Source organism: Oceanobacillus jeddahensis, from assembly GCF_000750635.1.
Taxonomy (GTDB): Bacteria; Bacillota; Bacilli; order Bacillales; family Amphibacillaceae; genus Oceanobacillus; species Oceanobacillus jeddahense.
In genome coordinates this window covers 17,190-37,017 of sequence record NZ_CCDM010000001.1, presented here as the reverse complement: position 1 = coordinate 37,017, position 19,828 = coordinate 17,190, and the positions used below count along the sequence as shown (strand labels likewise).

Genomic DNA, 19,828 nt, shown 5'->3' with positions numbered 1-19,828 from the left:
ATAAAGATTTTTTTACGATATATTTTTAAATGGATATTTAGAGATGATGGAGGTTTCCTAATGACGAATCGATTTGCTGTTATTTTAGCAGCAGGACAAGGAACAAGGATGAAATCAAAGTTATATAAGGTGCTTCATCCTGTAGTTGGCAAACCAATGGTACAGCATGTTGTGGATCAATTGCAACAAACGAAATTAGATCAGCTGGTTACCATTGTTGGTTTTGGCGCAGAGCAAGTAAAAACTCAGCTTGGAGAGTCCAGTGACTTTGTAGTGCAAGAGGAACAACTAGGTACAGGGCATGCTGTGATGCAGGCTGACCAATTATTGCAGGATAAGGAAGGGGTAACGATTGTAGCTTGCGGCGATACCCCTTTGATTCGTGCAGAAACATTCCAAAAATTGTTTGAACATCATGAACAAACGGATTCTAAAGCAAGTATCCTGACAGCTATCGCAGATGATCCAACTGGGTATGGTCGAGTAATTCGCAATAAAGCAGGACAAGTGGAGAAAATTGTCGAACATAAGGACGCTAGTGAAGCAGAATTAGAAGTAAAAGAAATTAATACAGGGACCTACTGCTTCGACAACAAAGCATTATTTGAAGCTTTAAAATTAGTTTCTAATGACAATGCTCAAGGAGAGTATTACTTACCTGATGTTATTAAAATTTTAGGTGACCAAGGCGGGCGTGTTAGCGCAGTTGTGGCAGAAGATTTTAATGAAACAATAGGTATTAATGATCGTGTTGCTTTAAGTGAAGCGGAAAAAATTATGAAAAGGCGTATTAATGAGCTGCATATGCGTAACGGTGTGACTATTGTGGATCCAGATAATACATATATCGATCCAGATGTAAAAATTGCTGCGGACGTGTGCCTCCATCCAGGAACTGTTCTAAAAGGTAAAACGTCTATTGCGGCTGGTTCAGAAATTGGTCCGCATACAGAGGTGAAAGATTGCGAAGTTGGGGAAGATACTATTATTCGATTTAGTATTGCTGCAGATAGTCGTATTGGGAATCGGGTGAATATTGGACCATATGCTCATATTCGTCCAGCCTCCAATGTTGGAAATGATACCAAAGTCGGCAATTTTGTAGAGCTAAAGAAAACTGATCTTGGCGATAATAGTAAGGTTTCCCATCTTAGCTATATTGGAGATGCTAATGTAGGAGAGCGTGTAAATGTCGGTTGTGGTACAATTACAGTAAATTATGATGGAAAAAATAAATTCCTGACAACCATTGAAGATGATTCATTTATTGGATGCAACTCAAATTTAATTGCTCCAGTTACAGTTGGTAAGGGCGCTTATGTAGCAGCGGGATCGACCATTACAAAGGACGTGCCAGATGAAGCATTGTCCATTGCAAGATCCAAGCAGACAAATAAAGAAGGATATGCAAAAAAGTTTAAAAAATAGATTACAAAATCATGGAGGTTAAAGGAATGTCATCCAACTATAAGGACGCTTCGTTGAAAGTATTTTCTTTGAATTCGAATCCAGCCTTAGCAGAAAAAATTGCAGCTCAAATCGGAACGAAATTAGGAAAATGTACAGTAACACAATTTAGTGATGGAGAAATCCAAATTAATATAGAGGAGAGTGTGCGTGGATCTGACGTTTACGTTATACAATCCACTTCTTCCCCTGTAAATCAGCATATTATGGAATTACTTATTATGATTGATGCGTTAAAACGTGCATCTGCAAAGTCCATTAACATCGTTATGCCATATTATGGTTACGCGCGTCAGGACCGTAAAGCAAGATCTCGTGAACCAATCACAGCCAAATTAGTAGCTGATTTAATTGAAAAAGCAGGAGCAAATCGCATGATTACACTTGATTTGCATGCACCACAAATTCAGGGCTTCTTCGATATTCCAATTGATCACTTACAAGGTGTTCCTATTTTAGCAACTTATTTTGAGCAAAAAGATTTGGATGATGTGATTGTTGTTTCGCCGGATCATGGTGGAGTGGTCCGGGCAAGAAAAATGGCTGATCGTCTAAAGGCACCAATTGGTATTATTGACAAACGCCGTCCAAAACCGAATGTTTCTGAGGTAATGAATATCATTGGTAATATCGAAGGCAAAACAGCGATTTTAATAGATGATTTAATCGATACTGCTGGTACAATTACATTAGCAGCGAACGCATTAATTGAAAGTGGCGCAAAAGAAGTATATGCTTGTTGTACACATCCCGTTCTTTCAGGCCCCGCAATTGAGCGTATTGACAACTCAAAGATTAAAGAATTAGTTATCGCGGATACAATTCCTTTGCCGGAAGAAAAGAGAATTGATAAAATTACGGAATTATCGGTTGCTTCCCTTATCGGAGAAGCGATTGTCCGTGTTCATGAAATGCAATCTGTAAGTATTCTTTTTGATTAGGGGTTTAACTTGTTCCAATTTAGGGTATGTATTATATTGACCGTTTTATTTTATTTAGAAAAAGAAATAATGCAACATACGCAGTAACGATGTTTCATATTATTTTTTTAATAAACTTGGAGGGTGATACGAATGGCAGTAAAATTAAACGCACAAAAAAGAGAAGATCTTGCAAAATCAACAACAACCGAAATTAGAAAAAGCGGCAGAATTCCAGCGGTTGTCTATGGGAAGGATAAAGATTCTAAGACCGTTTCTGTAGATAGCGTTGACTTAGTGAAAACCGTTCGGGATGAAGGACGAAATGCAATTATTTCACTTCAAGTCGAAGGTGGCGACACAGTAGAGGTGATGCTGCATGATTATCAAATAGATCCGATCAAAGATGATTTACTTCATGCCGATTTCTATATCGTAAATATGGCTGAAGAAATGGACGTTGATGTTTCTGTTCGTCTTGAAGGTGAATCAAAAGGCGAAAAAGAAGGCGGCGTACTACAGCAGCCATTTTATGAAATTCAAGTTCGTGCAAAACCAAAAGATATTCCTGAGGAAATCGTGGTAAATGTCTCTGACCTGGATGTAAACGAAAATTTATCTATTTCTGATTTGGAAGTAACTGGGAACTATGAATTTTTAGATGATCCGGATACAACAATTGCTTCCGTTGTTCCTCCAACTACAGAAGAAGATTTAGATACAGAAACAGAAGAAGATGAAAATGCAGAACCGGAAGTTATCAAAGAAAAATCTGACTCAGAGGAAAATTAATTTTTAAGTTAATCGAATAGAAGTAATACCTCCCTTCTTTACGCATACCATACAGGTATGCGTAAAGAAGGGTTATTGCGTTTAAAAGAAAAAGGGCTTCGGAAAAAGTGAGGGTATGGTGATGAAGTTAATTGTTGGACTAGGAAATCCAGGAAGAAAATATAAGAAGACACGTCATAATATTGGCTTCCGCGCAATTGATGCGCTATTAGATCGGCATGGCTGGAAGTTAAACAACTCCAAATTTCATGGTGATTATGCTATAGAACATTTCAATGGAGAAAAGATGATATTATTACAGCCCCAAACTTATATGAATTTATCAGGCGAGTCTATTCGTCCGTTGATGGATTATTATGATATAGAGACAGATGATATTGTTGTTATTTATGATGATTTAGATTTACCAACTGGGAAAATCAGATTACGGCAAAAAGGCGGCCATGGCGGTCACAATGGTGTTCGTTCCACGATCGATCATTTAGGGACGAAAGAATTTAAACGAGTACGTCTAGGAGTAGGACGCCCGATAAATGCAATGCCTGTCGTAGATTATGTATTAGGAAAGTTCCCAAAAGATGAAAAAGAGGCCGTTGAACAAAGTGTTCAAGAAGCAGCTGATGCTATTGAAGCATGGGCAGGCGGCAAACCTTTTATAGAAGTAATGAATGATTTTAACCAATAAAGCATACCTTTGGTTTTAGGGAGAAGTTCCTTTTTACCGAACTTTTTAAACACGAAATGGAAGCAGGGTATATTCTTATTCCTCTCGGTTAAAACTAAATGAAAAGTGCAGATATCCTCTCTAAACGAAGAACAGGCTGCGCTCTAACTTTTTGTATTTTAATCGAGGTGAATGAGATGGTTATCTACTATGGTTGTCGACATTGCGGAAAAGAGCTTGGTGTATTGAATCATACAGAAATCGATATATCCTTACGTTTTCTCAAGCTTTTGGAGGAACAGGATATGGCAGAAATGGTAGTCTCTGAAAAAGATGGCTATTTCCGCTTAGAAGTCATTTGTGAATACTGTCAGCAGGCTCTTGATGCGCATCCTGATTATCATGAATTGGACCATTTTTTACAATAATTGAATGGGTCCCAGTCTGATAATCATTTTCTTGATGGACCTATAACCGTATATACCATTTTATAGAGAAAATGTTGCAAATAAAGCCTTTAAAAAACGGTGAGGCAGCGCCTTTATGAGGACTATGATTATTCGCCTGCCGAAAAACATTCACTAACACGGTATATTTTCCAATCCGATAGTGTAGTTTTCTCATGTTTTATAAAATACTTTAACAATTTAGAGGGGAAATACGAATGAAAGCAATTCATAATTATTTAAAATCACAGGAAGATATTCAGTCTATTATGGATGGATTGCTTGCTGGCATGAAAGAGCAGATGGTAGCTGGTTTAAGTGGTTCTGCCAGAAGCTTGCTCTTGTCCACCATACACCAATCCATGAACCGTCCTTTATTAATTGTTACACATCAACTCGCCCAAGCTCAGCAGCTATATGATGATTTAGCAGAGCTGACCAACGAGGAAGGGATATATCTTTACCCTGTCAACGAGTTAATAGCTTCTGAAATGGCTGTTGCCAGTCCAGAACTGCGTGCACAGCGGATTGAAGCATTGACTGCCTGGATACAGAAGGATAAAGGAATATTAATAGCACCTGTTGCTGCATTAAAAAGGATACTGCCTCCCAAAGCATATTGGGATAAATATCAGCTTCTATTTCAAGTAGGAAAAGACATTGAAGTAGAGGCCTATCTGCGTTCTCTCGTGGAAATGGGATATGAGGGTGCATCGATGGTTACAGCTCCCGGTGAATTCAGTCAGCGGGGCGGGATTATTGATATTTATCCGATTACGGAGAAGCATCCAATCCGTATTGAGCTATTTGATGAAGAGGTAGACTCTATCCGCTATTTTGATGCGGAGTCACAGCGTTCTTTAGACAAAGTAGCAGAGGTAACGATTGACCCTGCAACGGAGTTATTAATAGATGAACAAGAAATGGTGAAAGCAGCAGAAAGAATAGAAGAGGCGCTTTCAGATACATTGAAAAAAGTCAAAAAACCGGATGACAAAGAAGAACTCGTGGAGGTCATTGAACAGGATATTGATCAATTTAAACAATTAAACCGTTTCCAGGGGATGTATAAATACATTGGCTATATATACGATGAGCCCGCTAGTTTATTAGACTATTTGCCACGGAACGGTGTTGTCTTTTTTGATGAAATGAGCCGTATTCAAGAAACAGCGACTAATTTAGACCATGAGGAACTGGAATGGTATACCGGACTGTTGGAAGGAAATAAAATGGTCCGGGGCAGTCAATTTTCTTTCGGTTGGAATACACTGATAGAAGGTGTTTCGCATTCCCGTGTATATATGTCTGTATTTATGCGACATATTCCCAATACCAATCCGCAAAACGTTATTAATCTATCGACAAGAACCATGCAGGAATTTCATGGGCAGATGCCTTTATTTAAAAATGAATTGAAGCGTTGGGAAAAGGGTGATTATTCTGTTGTTATTCTCACACCGAATGAACAGCGCGCGCAAAAAGTGCATTCTATTTTAGAAGATTATGATATTGAGACACAGGTGGAAAAAGTATTAAAGCTGCCTATACAAAAGCCGACAATTATCGTGGGTCATCTGCATTCGGGAATTGAATTCCCAATGCATAAACTCGCAATTATTACGGAAAACGAGCTGTTCAAAAAGCAGGTGAAACGTTCCAGGAAACAGCCAAAGATCACGAATGCAGAACGAATTCAGAACTATCAAGAGCTGAAAGTAGGCGACTACGTTGTCCATGCCAATCATGGTGTCGGGAAATATCTTGGAATTGAAACTTTAGAAGTCAATAAGCTGCATAAGGACTACATGCTGATTCGTTACTCCGGTGACGATAAGCTTTTCGTGCCAATTGATCAAATTGATTTAGTTCAGAAATTTGTTGGTTCAGAAGGAAAGGAACCCAAGCTATATAAATTGGGCGGTACAGAGTGGACAAAGGTAAAACGGAAAGTACAACGCTCTGTGGAAGACATTGCTGATGATTTAATCAAGCTTTATTCAGAACGTGAAGCCCGGCAAGGATATGCATTTTCTCCAGATTCTGAAATGCAGCGTGAATTTGAAGCTTCTTTTGCTTATCAGGAGACAGAAGATCAGTTGCGTTGTATAGCAGAAATTAAAGAAGACATGGAAAAAGTAAAACCAATGGACCGTCTGCTCTGCGGAGATGTAGGATATGGGAAAACAGAGGTTGCTATTCGCGCCGCTTTCAAAGCAGTGGCAGATGGAAAGCAAGTTGCTATCCTTGTACCCACAACGATTTTGGCACAGCAGCATTATGAAACCATTCGTGAAAGATTTCAGGATTATCCGGTAAATATTGGTTTATTAAGTCGTTTCCGGACGCGTAAGCAATCTAATGAAACGATAAAGGGTCTAGAAAATGGAAATATGGACATTGTTGTAGGAACACATCGTCTGTTATCAAAAGATGTGAAGTATAAGGATTTAGGCTTGCTTGTTGTCGATGAAGAACAGCGTTTTGGCGTGAAGCATAAGGAAAAAATAAAACAGCTAAAAACCAATGTCGATGTTTTAACGTTAACAGCAACACCTATTCCAAGAACACTGCATATGTCGATGCTTGGGGTCAGAGATTTATCTGTGATTGAAACCCCACCTGAAAACAGATTTCCAATTCAAACCTATGTGATGGAATATAATCCATCCTTTATCCGGGAAGCAGTTGATCGGGAAATGTCTAGAGGCGGGCAGGTTTTCTTCTTGCACAATCGGGTGGAAAATATTGAAAAAATTGCTCGCGATATTGGTATGCTAGTGCCAAACGCAAGAGTAGCTATTGCGCATGGACAAATGAATGAGTCAGAGCTCGAGAATGTTATTTTCGGATTTATTGAAGGAGAATTTGATATTTTAGTCAGCACGACTATTATTGAAACAGGTGTGGACATTCCGAATGTAAATACCTTGATCGTCAATCATGCAGATCATATGGGGCTGAGTCAGCTTTACCAGTTGAGAGGACGTGTCGGACGATCCAACCGTGTAGCTTATGCTTATTTCACATATCAGCGTGATAAAGTGCTAACAGAAGTTGCTGAGAAAAGATTACAGGCAATTAAAGAATTTACAGAACTCGGGTCTGGATTTAAGATTGCGATGCGTGACCTGTCCATTCGTGGTGCAGGGAATTTACTCGGTGCGCAGCAGCATGGCTTTATTGACTCTGTAGGTTTTGATATGTACTCTCAAATGTTGAAAGATGCCATTGATGCCCGAAAAGAAGGAAAAGAAGTCGAGGACATCAAACCATTTGAACCAGAGATTTCATTGAAAATTGATGCATATATTCCGGATGAGTACCTAAAGGATGAGAAGCAAAAAATTGAAATGTATAAACAATTCCAAAATCTGGATAGTCCAGAAGCAGTTCAAGACCTGAGAGATGAATTAATTGACCGCTTCGGAGATTATCCTGCAGAAGTTGAGAATTTATTTACGGTAAGCATCATGCGAATGCATGCGAAAAAGCAGCGTGTTCAATCTATTACGGAAGCACCGAAGAAAATTACCATGCTGATTGATGAACAAAGAAGCCAAGAAATTGACGGGTCTAAATTGTTCGAGGTAGCTAATCAGTTCGATCGTCAAGTCAGCCTGGGCACAGAAAATCAAAACTTAAAAGCAGGCATTAAATGGAGCGATAATAAAGCCCATAAGCGCCACGATACGGTAATTGAATTTATTAAAAAATTAAGCGATGTGAATCGTTAAAGATACGATAGATCAGTGAAATAGCTGCTTTCTTATGATAGGAGAGCAGCTTTTTTTATGGAAAAAAGGCTTGAAGTGGATGATTTTTCTTATATATTTCAATAAAAATAACAAAAATTTCAATTGGAATGTATAGTTATTTCTGGTTGATTAATACTATAACAACAACCGGTGATGAATCATGGAAGAAAAGACCTTTCTTCCAGTTCAGAATCATCATTCAGAAAGGGAGGATACTTAGATGAAAGCAACAGGAATAGTTCGACGTATCGATGATTTAGGGAGAGTGGTAGTACCAAAAGAAATCAGGAGAACCTTGCGTATCCGCGAAGGAGACCCTCTCGAAATTTTTGTGGATCGGGAAGGAGAGGTTATTTTAAAAAAATATTCACCAATTAGCGAACTGGGACATTTTGCAAAAGAGTACGCTGAAGCCTTGTTTCAATCTTTACAAGCACCAATTATGATCACAGACAGAGATGAAATTATTGCTATAGCAGGAGAGTCTAAAAAAGAATATCTAAATAAACCGTTAAGCAGCCGGATTACGAATATTATTGAAGGACGTTCCCCTGTGTATGAAGGTGATAAGTCTCAGATAGAAATTGTAGATGGCAAGGAACAGAGTCTGCACTCTTATACGATTCATCCTATCATTGCCAATGGAGATCCAATCGGCTGTGTAATGATTTTTTCTCAAGATGACAAGTTAAATAAAGTAGAACAGAAGGCTGCAGAAACAGCGTCTGTTTTCCTTGCAAAACAAATGGAATAGACTAAACGTTTACTGCAACAAGGAGCTTTCTCTAGGTTACCTCCAATCTAGAGTAAAGGCTTCTTTTTTAGTATGAACTTTCCTCAAAGCTGCGCCGCCTTGAACTTTCGACGCACAACTCTTTACGATGGGACGAGTAATCGCAGTCTCAGGACGTCGCGAATTTAGCCGATTTGGTCCTATTTATCGCACTTTTTGAACACGTATTAAAAAGAGTCCGTTGTATAAATGATAAAGTGCTTTTATTCCTGATGTGATATACTGAGAGAAATTCATTTGGAAAAGGAAAAATTCGTAATGTCAGATAATGAAACAAGTCAGTTGGTCAAAGGTGCGCTTTTATTAAGTATCGCTGGCTTAATAAGTAAAGTATTTAGTGCTGTATATCGTATTGTTTTGCAAAACTTAACTGGAGATATTGGTTTTTATATATATCAGCAGCTCTATCCGTTGTTAGGAATTGCAACGATGCTTGCATTATATGGATTCCCTTCAGCTATTTCCTCGTTAACAGCGACTGAATTAGAAAAAGGAAATATCCTGTCTTGGAAAGGGTTCTACCGTCCCGTTCTCCTTATTTTAGGCAGCTTCCATATCCTGCTTGCAGCGCTGATTTATTTTTCTGCCCCATTATTAGCTCAACTAGCTGGTGATGAGGATTTTATTGAGATGTATCAGTTGGCGGCTGCGATGTTTTTAATTGTACCTGTTTTGGCTTTATTTCGAGGTATACAACAGGGAAGGTACGAGATGGCTCCTACTGCACTTTCGCAAATTGGTGAACAACTTATTCGAGTATGTACGATTATTACAGGGGCGTGGCTGGTCAGCCTAGGCGTTTTTCAAATGTATGCTATTGGGACAACAGCAGTGCTCGCATCCTTGCTGGGAGGAATTAGTGCACTTGTTGTGCTATTGTGCTTCTACTATAAAAATCGAAATAATGCTCATCCAGCCGTACAAGCTCCCTCCACGGAGGAAGCAATCCCTTGGGAAAAATATGTGAAAACCCTGCTATTGTTTGGGATTACTGCTGCTATGAATCATATGACGCTTTTATTTATGCAGCTTGCAGATGCTTTCACATTTGTACCAAAATTAATGGCCGATGGTGTAGAAGAGATAGCTGCTAAAGAAATGAAAGGTGTGTTTGATCGGGGACAGCCGCTGATTCAAGTAGTGACGATTATTGGTTCATCGATTGCTTTAGCAATTATACCAGCAATTAGCTATCAGAAATTAAAAGAGCAAAGAAGACAAGTCATGAACTACATTCAAACTGCCATGCATGTTGGTATTTTTATTGCAATAGGCGCTGTTTTAGGATTATTTATTATCTTTCCAGAGGTCAATCAATTACTTTATAAAAATGTGCAAGGGACAGGTGAATTACGGTTATTAATCTTATCTATTGCCATGTCTACAATCTCTATTATTGGTTCGTCGATTCTGCAGAGCTTGGGAATGATTGTGCGGACAGCTGTGTTTATCGGTATCTCATTTATGGTAAAGGTATGCAGTAATCTTATTCTTATACCGCTTTACGGTGTGTATGGAGCGAGTATAGCAACGGTCTTGAGTCTCAGTGTGTTATTATTGCTCGTAGTTATGGAGTTATATCGAAAATTACCAGGCATGCCGCTATATCGTTCCATATCATGGAAAAGTTTGGCGATAGCGAGCGTATCAATGATTATTTATCTTTTGATCATGCAAAGTATATTTTCTGGATTTGTGATGCATATCAGGTGGCTATTGCTGGTATATGTTCTGTTTATTTCGGTATCGGGAGCAGGTCTTTTCCTCTTTGTATTACTGAAGACCGGTGGATTAACTGAAGCACAGATTCGTATACTACCAAAATCAGCATTCCTGTTACGTATTTATCGAGGGAAACGTCTGTAAAACTTCCACCAAAACAGACAGGAAGCAGTAAATTGGTTTAAACGGAATGAACGGAAATGAATTTCATGTTATAAAAGGAGGAAATACCCTTGAAGCAAATAGAGGTCATTGGACTGGGGGCAGGAGATTTGGATCAGCTGCCGCTCGGTGTATATCGAAAATTAAATCAAGCACAGCAAACCATTTATGCAAGGACATTGGATCATCCCGTAATTGAAGCGTTAGAGGCGGAAGGGGTTTCTTTTATTTCCTTTGATTCACTTTATGAAGAGGAAGAGCAATTTGGAGCTATTTATCATCGTATTACAGAAAAACTGGTGGAAACAGCTAAAACAAGCGACGGTTCAGTGATTTATGCTGTCCCGGGCCACCCTATGCTGGCAGAGAAAACGGTTCAGCTGCTTTTAAAGCAAAAGGAAGTAGAAGTGTCGATTACCGGCGGACAAAGTTACTTAGATGACATGTTTACAGCGCTTCAGATTGACCCTATTGAGGGATTTCAATTTGTAGACGGAACAGATTTCAGGCGCAATCAGCTTAATTTACGCAATCATTTATTTATTTGCCAAGTATATGATACGTTTATCGCATCAGAGGTTAAGCTGACTTTATTAGAAGATTTGCCGCCTGATTATGAGATCTATATCGTAGAAGCAACAGGGAGTATCGCGGAAAAAATGGAAAAAGTTCCTTTAGAGGAATTGGACCATAGAATAGAAATAAGCAATTTAACCACGTTATATATTCCCCCTGTTCCAGAAGGATACCTTCATCATACTTTCTCATTTTTACGAGAGATAATGGCAATTCTGCGTGGGCCGGATGGCTGTCCGTGGGATAAGAAGCAAACCCATGAATCCTTGCGCCATCATACGATTGAAGAAGTCTATGAGCTGATTGAAGCGATTGATGAAGAGGATGACGACCATATTGTGGAAGAGCTTGGCGATTTGCTGATGCATATTTTATTACATAGTCAAATTGGCGAGGATAATGGTTATTTCACGATAGATGATGTGATTCAGTCGATTTCCGATAAAATGATCTATCGGCATCCGCATGTATTTCAAGCAACTGTAGCAGATACAGAAGAAGCTGTTTTACAGAACTGGGAAGAGCTGAAAAAACAGGAAAAAGGAAAAGAGAGAGAATCTGTATTAGACGGCATACCGGCGCATTTGCCTGCCTTGGCAAAAGCATATAAGCTTGTATCCAAGGCAGGGAAGGCCGGCTTTGAATGGGACCATGTAGATGAAGTCTGGGAGAAGCTGAAGGAAGAAATGAATGAGGTTATGGAAGCAGTTCAGGAAAAGGAATGGTCGGATATAGAAGAAGAGCTTGGAGATGTATTGTTTGTCTTAGCGAATATTTCCAGATACTATAAAGTAAACCCGGAGATTGCGTTAGAGCGTGCTAATCGGAAATTTAACGACCGCTTTCAATATATAGAAAAAAAGCTTCGGGAAAATAATCAGACGCCTGAGACCGCTTCTCTGCAGGAGATGGATGATTATTGGGAAGAAGCGAAAAAAATAAAGCTGCGAGAGGAGAATGAAGATGAGATTAGATAAATTTTTGAAAATATCCCGTATCATTAAACGCCGCACATTAGCAAAAGAAGTAGCAGAACAAGGAAGAATTACGGTAAATGGCAGTCCGGCAAAAGCTTCTACGACACTTTCTGAAGGAGATGAACTTGTCATTCGTTTTGGACAAAAGCTGGTTACTGTTAAAGTAAATTCCTTGCGGGAAAATGTCCGTAAAGACGAAGCAGATACATTGTTTACCATTGTGAAAGAAGAGAAATTAGAGCAGTAGAAATATAGTTCTATACTTGTCCCTCCCGTCATAAGCTATTAATGACAGGGAGGGTTTTTATATGAATTATTATGAGAATAGAGATGTAAGAAATCATACGGAACCAGAACATACGGTAAAAGTAGACAAACGAAAAAACCTTGAAATTACCGGTGTCAAAGAAGTAGACAGTTTTGATAATGAAGCATTCCTTTTAGAGACTGTCATGGGTTATTTAATTATTCGCGGGCAGAATTTGCAATTGAAGAATTTAGACGTGACAGAAGGTGTTGTTTCCATTAAAGGAAAAATATACGAGCTTTCCTATGTAGATGATCAGCAGCAGGAGAAAGCTAAAGGATTCTTTAGCAAGATATTCCGATGACTTTAACAACACAATTTTTAACACTCATCACGATGATTTTAAGTGGATTTTATTTAGGTGTTATTCAGGAAACCTTCCGTCGCTTCGCAATTTATTGGAAGGGACGGCTATTTTTAACCTATTTTTTAGAAATATTATTTTGGATGACACAGGCAGGAATTTTATTTTATATCTTATATCGGGTTAACCAGGGAGAGCTCAGACTTTATATTGTGTTAGCGTGCCTTCTTGGTTTTTCTATTTATCAGGCATTGGCGAAACAAGTATACAAAAAAATATTAGAATATTTAATTCATGTTTTTAAAACGATTTATCGGGGTATAGAAAAATTGATAAATTTTTTGTTTATTTCCCCTTTGCAGTGGATATTCTTGACTTTTTATCGTATGATAAAAGCAATCCTGATTGGAATTCTCAAAATAATAACATGGCTATGCCTGTTCTTATTTACTCCTTTCCGATGGATAGGAAAAGGACTTTTTCGGCTTTTCCCACAATCTATTCAAAATTTCTTTCTGCAAATAGCAGGATTTTATAGTAAAATGAAGAATATAATTTATAAATACGTGTTTAAAAAGAACGATTAAAATGAGCAGCTGGCCAAGCTCTCGTGTTTACCTGTCCTACCGATAATATTTGTGTATGGGAAGTAGGAGATCGTGCAGCGGTGTGGAGTAGCGGAGTATATGCTTTCAATCGCAGGAGAGGTAATCATAACCCTTAACGCGAATAGAAGCTAATAAGCTTATATGTGTTGGGATGAATTCTACAACCGCCCCAGGGCTGGACAGGCTTACTAGAAGTTCCGTTTTTATCTGTGTTATTTTAAGTAGTCTTTTTAAGCATCTCTTAAATGGATTCACTCTTATCGAAGGAGGTAAAAGCTGTGGAGGAAAGAAAGAAGAAAGTAACAAAGCTTCAATCTAAATCCGTGCACCAGTACGATGCGTACATAGAGAGACAGAATAGAAAAAAACAGCGCCTTACCAGAAGGCTGTTACTGTATGCATTAGTTGTGGCTGTTATCGTAGGAAGTATGTCCATATACCATTTCAGTCAACGGGCAACGCAAGCAGATAAAATGGACGAATATGAACAGTTAGAACAGCAACTTGCAGATTTAAAGCAGGAAGAATCTAATTTAAATAATGAAATTGAACTCCTGCAAGATGAAGATTATGTCCTTGAAATTGCCAGGACTAATTATTTCTTCTCAAATGAAGGAGAATTAATATTTAAATTACCAGATGAAGACCCATCATATTGACACTTTTTATTTTGATTAATATACTATATATTGAAGAACATTTAATCTTTTAAGGAGGAGCATTTCTTTTATGTCAATTGAAGTAGGCAGCAAGCTGCAAGGAAAAGTAACCGGAATCACTAATTTTGGAGCTTTTGTGGAGTTAGAAGAGGGAAAAACAGGCCTCGTTCATATTAGTGAGGTTGCTGACAACTATGTTAAAGATATTAATGAGCATTTAACAGTTGGAGATGAAGTAACCGTTAAAGTCATTAATGTTGAAAAGGATGGCAAAATTGGCCTGTCCATTAGAAAGGCGAAAGATCGCCCACAAGCACGTCAAAAAAGTCAAAAGAGTCAAAAAGAACGCACAGAGAACTTCGAGTCCAAAATGAATCGTTTCCTTAAGGATTCCGAGGATCGTTTAGCCTCTTTGAAAAAGCACACAGAATCCAAGCGTGGCGGGCGAGGTGCTAGAAGAGGATAGTAGTTGCTGTCTATTAATAATGCTCTAAGGATAGATGAAAAAGCAGGACACGGTTTCCTGCTTTTTTGCATTTTAGAAAAGTATAATAAAACATAAAAAAAAGCTCATTTACCTTTTTAGGAAAATGAGCTTTTTTACATGATAGGAAAGTTCTCTGCTTTCTTAACTTATTTAGGATAGCGGCGGAGGGGATCGAACCCACGACCTCACGGGTATGAACCGTACGCTCTCGCCAGCTGAGCTACGCCGCCATGTGAAACCAACAAGAAAAATCATACAACAGACAAAACAAAGTGTCAATAGTTTCTTCCTATATTTTCTAAGCTTGTTTTTTAGAACTTGTTTTTAGGTCTCTTTGCGTGTACTTTTTTCAATCTATAAATCCACGGTTTTCCTTTAGAACCGGGAAACTTAGTTGAAGTTTCTTAAATCTATCTTTTTTTATCACGGAGAAGCGCCCGTAAAACTCCCGCCTCAAAATAAAGAGCGAAAATAAATTTATTTAGGCGGGAGATAACGGGCGCTACCTCCCTGAATCACTAAGGCTAATTTAGTGGGAGAATGAAGGAAGCAGACTAAGTTAGCGACGTCCTGGGACTGGGGCTGGGACTGGGACTGCGATTACTCGTCCCATCGTAAAGAGTTGTGCGTCGAAAAACTCCCACTGAATGAAGTTTCGTTTTATACTGTCCTATCGTGTAAAAAAGAACTGCATGTTACCTCATTTTTTCTACAAATGATGTAGTGATATCTAAAAAATTGCAGCGCTTTAAAATAATCAAAAGTACAGGTTAAGGGTGAAAAATGATGCTGCCTCTACAATTTAAATGAAAATATACGGTTATTTTAGGTTGGACCCTTTTTGTAAAATGTTGTTAACTTGCCCAAATTACGTCGAACGATTTTTAGAAATCGCCATGTTTTTTTGACAAAAAAAGAATGTGACCTGTGTTTTACTAGTTGGAAAGATAGGAGTGGATAAAATGATAGGTTCAATTCCAAGGGCGGAATCGGGAAGCATTGCAATCGAGAAAGCAAGTAAAAAGAGAAAATGGAGAGAACAGATTACTGCGAAGGTAAACCACATACTAATCGCACAAGGCTGGCTATTTTATATTACTGGTTTCTTATTAGGACGAGCTGTCATCTTGCAGACGGTATCTCCATTTGCCGTGGCATTTATTGCAAGTATGTGGTTTGTCCATCGAGAAAAATCATTCCGGTCGATGATTGCAGTTATTTTAGGAGCACTGACCTACTCTATGCAGCATGTAATGTATATCTTTCTTGCTTTTATCTTATTTATCTTCATATCGGCAGCAACAAAGTCTATCAAAAACCAGCAATGGATGCTGCCTATTACTGTCTTTTTTGCTACGAGTTTGCCAAGAATGTTTCTATATTCGATTCAAGACACCATCACATCCTTTGAGTGGATGATGTTAGCTGTTGAAGGAATACTTGGAGCAATTCTTGTACTTATATTTATGCAAAGTATTCCACTATTATCACCAAAACGTTATAAACCTGCCTTAAAAAGTGAAGAAATTGTCTGCTTGATTATTCTTATTGCCTCTGTATTAACTGGATTTATTGGTTGGGAAGTGTATGGAGCATCATTAGAGCAGGTCTTTTCAAGATATTTTGTTTTAGTATTTGCATTTATCGGTGGGGCAGCAATTGGGTCGACGGTTGGTGTAGTCGCAGGGATGATTTTATCTTTAGCTAATGTTGCAAATCTTTATCAAATGAGTTTGCTGGCATTTTCGGGTGTGCTCGGAGGTTTATTGAAGGAAGGCAAGAAGCCGGGAACAGCATTAGGTCTTCTAATTGGGACAGGCTTAATAGGTGTTTATGGTGAAAGTGTTGCTCTATTACCATCTTTAACAGAATCACTTATCGCAGTGATGCTATTTCTAATTACACCAGCATCATGGTTTGAACAGATAGCTCGCTATATACCAGGAACAGAAGCATATACCAATGAGCAGGAACAGTATTCTCAAAAGGTTCGCAATGTGACAGCGAAACGAGTGGAGCAATTTTCAAGTGTTTTTGAAGCGCTATCTAAAAGTTTTGCTGTAACGGACAGAACGTTAAGTGATGAACAAAGAGATGAAAAACGGGATACAGATTATTTTTTAAGTCAGGTAACAGAAAAAACATGCCAAGGATGCTTTTTAAAAAATAAGTGCTGGCAGAAGGAGTTTGATAAAACCTATTCTTTGATGGAAATCATGAAGCAGAATATAACTGCCGGTCAGGATCCTAACCGAAATATCGTAAAGGAATTTGAGAACCATTGTGTGAAATCGCGTCAGGTTATGGATGCTATGCGGTCAGAAATGAGTTTTTATGAAGCGAATCAACAACTTAGACAACAGGTGACAGAAAGTAAGCGCTTAGTATCTGACCAGCTTCAAGGTGTATCCGACGTTATGAATGATTTTGCTAAAGAAATATTAAAGGAGCGGCAGCATCATGAGTTGCAGGAATCGCAAATCATACAGGCTTTAAAGCAGATGGGGATCGAATTAGTCCGGCTAGATATCTATCAATTAGAGAAAGGAAATGTAGATATTGAATTGACGACAAGTTTTTATGAATATCACGGAGAAGGAGAAAAATTGATTGCTCCGATCCTTTCCGAGTTACTCGATGAAATGATTGTTGTAAAACAGGAGGATATCTCTTCTTTTCCATACGGCTATAGTCATTTTGTCTTTAGCTCTGCAAGAGATTTTGCCATTGAGACAGGAGCAGCAAATGCAGCTAAAGGAGGTGGGCTAGTATCTGGAGACAGCTTTACCACGATTGAACTTGGTGCTGGTAAGTTTGCAATAGCTATCAGTGATGGAATGGGAAATGGGAAACGGGCGAAGGAAGAAAGTACAGAAACGTTGCGCTTACTGCAACAAATTTTACAGACAGGGATACGAGAAAAAGTAGCCATCAAAACCATCAACTCTATTCTTGCTTTACGTACCACAGATGAGATGTTTGCTACGCTCGATTTAGCAGTTGTTGATTTGCATAATGCATCTGCTGAATTTTTAAAGATTGGTTCGACACCAAGCTTTGTCCGCAGGGGGAACTCCATGATAAAAATTGAGGCTAGTAATTTGCCAATGGGAATTATCAAGGAATTTGACGTAGATATTGTCAGCGAGCAATTAAAGGCGAATGACTTATTGATTATGATGAGTGATGGGATCTTTGATGGACCGAAAGATGTAGAAAATATCGATATTTGGATAAAAAGAAAGATTAAAGAAATGGATACAGAAGATCCACAAGAAATAGCTGATTTACTATTAGAAGAGGTGATTCGTACCAGGTCAGGAGATATTAACGACGATATGACTGTATTAGTTGCTAAAGTAAAGAAGAACACGCCGAAATGGGCAAATGTTCCAATTCATCAGGGGAAGGTGCTTTCTATGTAGAGATGCCTTCCATTTACGCTCCCTTTTCTTAATGAAATCACTCAAAAATACGTATATCAAAAGTATTATTTGGTGATGATGGTAATGGAAGATGAGGGAGGTATAAATAAAATGAACGCGGGAACATTAAAACAAATTTTGCTATTAACAGACGGCTGTTCCAATAAAGGTGAAGATCCTGCTATAGTTGCCAACTTAGCAAATCAACAAGGAATTACTGTGAATGTCATTGGTATTTTAGATGATGATCAGACAGAGCAGCCAGAAGGTCTTCAGGAAGTAGAGGATATTGCTGTTTCTGGTGGTGGTGTTAGCCAAATTGTTTATAGTGAGCGATTATCACAAACCGTACAAATAGTAACAAGACAAGCAATGACACAAACGTTGCAAGGGTTTGTCAATAAGGAATTGCGTAGTATCCTAGGAAAAGAGCAGTCGATGGAGGAGCTCGATCCTGAAAAACGCGGAGAAATTATGGAAGTCGTAGAGGATTTAGGCGAAACCAGTGATTTAGAGGTGGTTGTACTTGTTGATAGCAGTGCAAGCATGCGCGACAAGTTAGAAACCGTGAAGGAAGCACTTTTTGATTTATCGATGAGTTTAAATGCACGTGTTGGGAAAAACCGTTTTTGTATTTATCGATTCCCAGGAAAACGTAATGATATTGAAATTGTGCTTGATTGGTCGCCAAGGTTGGATGGGATTTCAAAAGTCTTTCCCAAATTGACAAGTGGCGGTATCACTCCAACTGGACCAGCATTACGTGCAGCGATGTATCAATTTAGCAAGAAGCAGCTACGGAGGAATTCGGATGAAGAACCATTCGACATGGAAGAAACCGGGTATTAATCTACATGCTCAGCAAAAGGTAATAGGGAAGTGGCATCATCAATCTTACACCGTGGTACGCAAAATTGGTGAAGGGGCGATTGGAGCTGTGTATCTTTGCATGCACCACGGGCGTCCGGTTGCCTTGAAAATGAGTGAACAGGATGCAGCTGTAACGGTAGAAGTCAATGTACTTAAAGCATTGAAAAAGGTTCAAGGGTACCGCCTTGGGCCTTCTTTATTGGATGTGGATGATTGGACGGCGCCAAATGGAAGAGTGTATTCATTTTATGTGATGGAATACATGGAGGGACAAACGTTAGGTGCTTTTATTCAAACGAGAGGGAAAAAATGGCTTGGGGTATTGATGGTCCAGCTATTAGAGGACCTGGATCAGCTTCATCAGGCTGGTTGGACCTTTGGCGATTTAAAAACGGATAATATTCTTGTTGAGTCGAATCCACCAAGAATTCGGTTAGTTGATGTAGGTGGTACAACAAGGATGGGGCGTTCAATTAAAGAATATACAGAGTTTTTTGACCGTGGATATTGGGGAATGGGGACGCGTAAAGCAGAGCCGAGCTATGATTTATTCGCTGTTGCGATGGTGTTTCTCCATATTTATTATCCGAGACGTTTCGATCGTATAGCAGGAGAACCTTCCGAGAAATTATTGGAGAAGAAGCTATATCGTGCAAAAGATTTACAATTGTTACACCCTGTCTTAAAAAAAGCACTAAAAGGGAAATACCATACCGCAACAGAAATGAAAAAAGATGTTATGAATAAAATAAAACAGGTGCAAAACAGGCGCAGTCAATATCGTAAACAGACACAGCAAAAGAAGGCTTACCCTGTAAAAGAGTCATTTAGTATTTCTTTAGTGGCGTCTGTTTTTTGGATTATTTCTATGTTGTTACCTTAATTTGTAAA

General features: G+C 38.7%; 17 protein-coding genes and 1 tRNA gene. 17 read left to right on the top strand and 1 reads right to left on the bottom strand.

What is annotated here, in order from left to right; translation table 11 throughout:
* Nucleotides 1-60 precede the first annotated feature (60 nt).
* From glmU to BN986_RS00135, 14 genes are all read left to right on the top strand, one after another.
* Nucleotides 61-1,428 (top strand): bifunctional UDP-N-acetylglucosamine diphosphorylase/glucosamine-1-phosphate N-acetyltransferase GlmU, encoded by a 1,368-nt coding sequence (glmU, locus tag BN986_RS00200; protein WP_040977640.1) that lies wholly within the window; start codon nt 61-63, stop codon nt 1,426-1,428.
* Nucleotides 1,429-1,454: 26 nt separating this feature from the next.
* The gene (locus BN986_RS00195) at nt 1,455-2,408 is read left to right on the top strand and encodes a ribose-phosphate diphosphokinase (protein ID WP_040977639.1); all 954 of its coding nucleotides are present in this window, start codon (nt 1,455-1,457) and stop codon (nt 2,406-2,408) included.
* A 132-nt stretch (nt 2,409-2,540) separates the two neighbouring features.
* The gene (locus BN986_RS00190; protein WP_040977638.1) at nt 2,541-3,179 is read left to right on the top strand and encodes a 50S ribosomal protein L25/general stress protein Ctc; all 639 of its coding nucleotides are present in this window, start codon (nt 2,541-2,543) and stop codon (nt 3,177-3,179) included.
* A 121-nt stretch (nt 3,180-3,300) separates the two neighbouring features.
* Complete coding sequence (gene pth, locus BN986_RS00185; RefSeq protein ID WP_040977636.1) at nt 3,301-3,864, top strand: aminoacyl-tRNA hydrolase; 564 nt, start codon at nt 3,301-3,303, stop codon at nt 3,862-3,864.
* A 98-nt stretch (nt 3,865-3,962) separates the two neighbouring features.
* Nucleotides 3,963-4,271 carry an anti-sigma-F factor Fin gene (locus tag BN986_RS00180; protein ID WP_244444910.1) on the top strand — a complete coding sequence of 103 codons (309 nt, stop codon included), beginning with the start codon at nt 3,963-3,965 and terminating at the stop codon, nt 4,269-4,271.
* A gap of 236 nt (nt 4,272-4,507) precedes the next feature.
* Nucleotides 4,508-8,026 (top strand): transcription-repair coupling factor, encoded by a 3,519-nt coding sequence (mfd, locus tag BN986_RS00175; RefSeq protein WP_040977634.1) that lies wholly within the window; start codon nt 4,508-4,510, stop codon nt 8,024-8,026.
* A 241-nt stretch (nt 8,027-8,267) separates the two neighbouring features.
* On the top strand, nt 8,268-8,801 hold the full coding sequence (spoVT, locus tag BN986_RS00170) for a stage V sporulation protein T (protein ID WP_040977633.1): 534 nt from the start codon (nt 8,268-8,270) through the stop codon (nt 8,799-8,801).
* Nucleotides 8,802-9,098: 297 nt separating this feature from the next.
* A complete protein-coding gene (locus tag BN986_RS00165; protein ID WP_040977632.1) occupies nt 9,099-10,706 on the top strand; it encodes a putative polysaccharide biosynthesis protein in 1,608 nt (535 codons plus the stop codon).
* Between the two features lie 89 nt (nt 10,707-10,795).
* Complete coding sequence (gene yabN / locus BN986_RS00160) at nt 10,796-12,277, top strand: bifunctional methyltransferase/pyrophosphohydrolase YabN (RefSeq protein ID WP_040977631.1); 1,482 nt, start codon at nt 10,796-10,798, stop codon at nt 12,275-12,277.
* On the top strand, nt 12,264-12,524 hold the full coding sequence (locus tag BN986_RS00155) for an RNA-binding S4 domain-containing protein (RefSeq protein ID WP_040977630.1): 261 nt from the start codon (nt 12,264-12,266) through the stop codon (nt 12,522-12,524). Before yabN ends, BN986_RS00155 begins: the two co-directional genes overlap by 14 nt.
* A 61-nt stretch (nt 12,525-12,585) precedes the next feature.
* Nucleotides 12,586-12,888: a sporulation protein YabP gene (yabP, locus tag BN986_RS00150; RefSeq protein ID WP_040977629.1), complete on the top strand. Its 303-nt coding sequence runs from the start codon at nt 12,586-12,588 to the stop codon at nt 12,886-12,888.
* A complete protein-coding gene (gene yabQ, locus BN986_RS00145) occupies nt 12,885-13,475 on the top strand; it encodes a spore cortex biosynthesis protein YabQ (protein WP_040977628.1) in 591 nt (196 codons plus the stop codon). The genes yabP and yabQ overlap by 4 nt, the downstream gene beginning before the upstream one ends.
* 299 nt (nt 13,476-13,774) lie before the next feature.
* Nucleotides 13,775-14,155, top strand: coding sequence for an FtsB family cell division protein (locus BN986_RS00140; protein ID WP_040977627.1), 381 nt, complete (start codon nt 13,775-13,777; stop codon nt 14,153-14,155).
* Nucleotides 14,156-14,225: 70 nt separating this feature from the next.
* Nucleotides 14,226-14,621, top strand: a complete 396-nt coding sequence (locus BN986_RS00135; RefSeq protein WP_040977626.1) for a S1 domain-containing RNA-binding protein — start codon at nt 14,226-14,228, stop codon at nt 14,619-14,621.
* 177 nt (nt 14,622-14,798) lie between these two features.
* On the opposite strand, the gene BN986_RS00130 is transcribed toward BN986_RS00135, so the two are convergent.
* Nucleotides 14,799-14,872: transfer RNA gene (locus BN986_RS00130), tRNA-Met, on the bottom strand.
* 732 nt (nt 14,873-15,604) lie between these two features.
* On the opposite strand from BN986_RS00130, the gene spoIIE reads away from it, so the two are divergent.
* From spoIIE to BN986_RS00115, 3 genes are all read left to right on the top strand, one after another.
* Complete coding sequence (gene spoIIE / locus BN986_RS00125; RefSeq protein ID WP_040977625.1) at nt 15,605-18,067, top strand: stage II sporulation protein E; 2,463 nt, start codon at nt 15,605-15,607, stop codon at nt 18,065-18,067.
* Between the two features lie 111 nt (nt 18,068-18,178).
* Nucleotides 18,179-18,916 (top strand): vWA domain-containing protein, encoded by a 738-nt coding sequence (locus BN986_RS00120; RefSeq protein ID WP_040979072.1) that lies wholly within the window; start codon nt 18,179-18,181, stop codon nt 18,914-18,916.
* Nucleotides 18,879-19,820, top strand: coding sequence for a serine/threonine protein kinase (locus tag BN986_RS00115; RefSeq protein WP_040977624.1), 942 nt, complete (start codon nt 18,879-18,881; stop codon nt 19,818-19,820). Before BN986_RS00120 ends, BN986_RS00115 begins: the two co-directional genes overlap by 38 nt.
* The last annotated feature ends 8 nt before the right edge of the window (nt 19,821-19,828 follow it).

Bases quoted from the DNA above. Each gene is read 5' to 3' on its own strand.
- glmU (WP_040977640.1), top strand. From the start codon at position 61: ATGACGAATCGATTTGCTGTTATTTTAGCAGCAGGACAAGGAACAAGG.
- BN986_RS00195 (WP_040977639.1), top strand. From the start codon at position 1,455: ATGTCATCCAACTATAAGGACGCTTCGTTGAAAGTATTTTCTTTGAAT.
- BN986_RS00190 (WP_040977638.1), top strand. From the start codon at position 2,541: ATGGCAGTAAAATTAAACGCACAAAAAAGAGAAGATCTTGCAAAATCA.
- pth (WP_040977636.1), top strand. From the start codon at position 3,301: ATGAAGTTAATTGTTGGACTAGGAAATCCAGGAAGAAAATATAAGAAG.
- BN986_RS00180 (WP_244444910.1), top strand. From the start codon at position 3,963: ATGAAAAGTGCAGATATCCTCTCTAAACGAAGAACAGGCTGCGCTCTA.
- mfd (WP_040977634.1), top strand. From the start codon at position 4,508: ATGAAAGCAATTCATAATTATTTAAAATCACAGGAAGATATTCAGTCT.
- spoVT (WP_040977633.1), top strand. From the start codon at position 8,268: ATGAAAGCAACAGGAATAGTTCGACGTATCGATGATTTAGGGAGAGTG.
- BN986_RS00165 (WP_040977632.1), top strand. From the start codon at position 9,099: ATGTCAGATAATGAAACAAGTCAGTTGGTCAAAGGTGCGCTTTTATTA.
- BN986_RS00155 (WP_040977630.1), top strand. From the start codon at position 12,264: ATGAGATTAGATAAATTTTTGAAAATATCCCGTATCATTAAACGCCGC.
- yabP (WP_040977629.1), top strand. From the start codon at position 12,586: ATGAATTATTATGAGAATAGAGATGTAAGAAATCATACGGAACCAGAA.
- yabQ (WP_040977628.1), top strand. From the start codon at position 12,885: ATGACTTTAACAACACAATTTTTAACACTCATCACGATGATTTTAAGT.
- BN986_RS00135 (WP_040977626.1), top strand. From the start codon at position 14,226: ATGTCAATTGAAGTAGGCAGCAAGCTGCAAGGAAAAGTAACCGGAATC.
- spoIIE (WP_040977625.1), top strand. From the start codon at position 15,605: ATGATAGGTTCAATTCCAAGGGCGGAATCGGGAAGCATTGCAATCGAG.
- BN986_RS00120 (WP_040979072.1), top strand. From the start codon at position 18,179: ATGAACGCGGGAACATTAAAACAAATTTTGCTATTAACAGACGGCTGT.
- BN986_RS00115 (WP_040977624.1), top strand. From the start codon at position 18,879: ATGAAGAACCATTCGACATGGAAGAAACCGGGTATTAATCTACATGCT.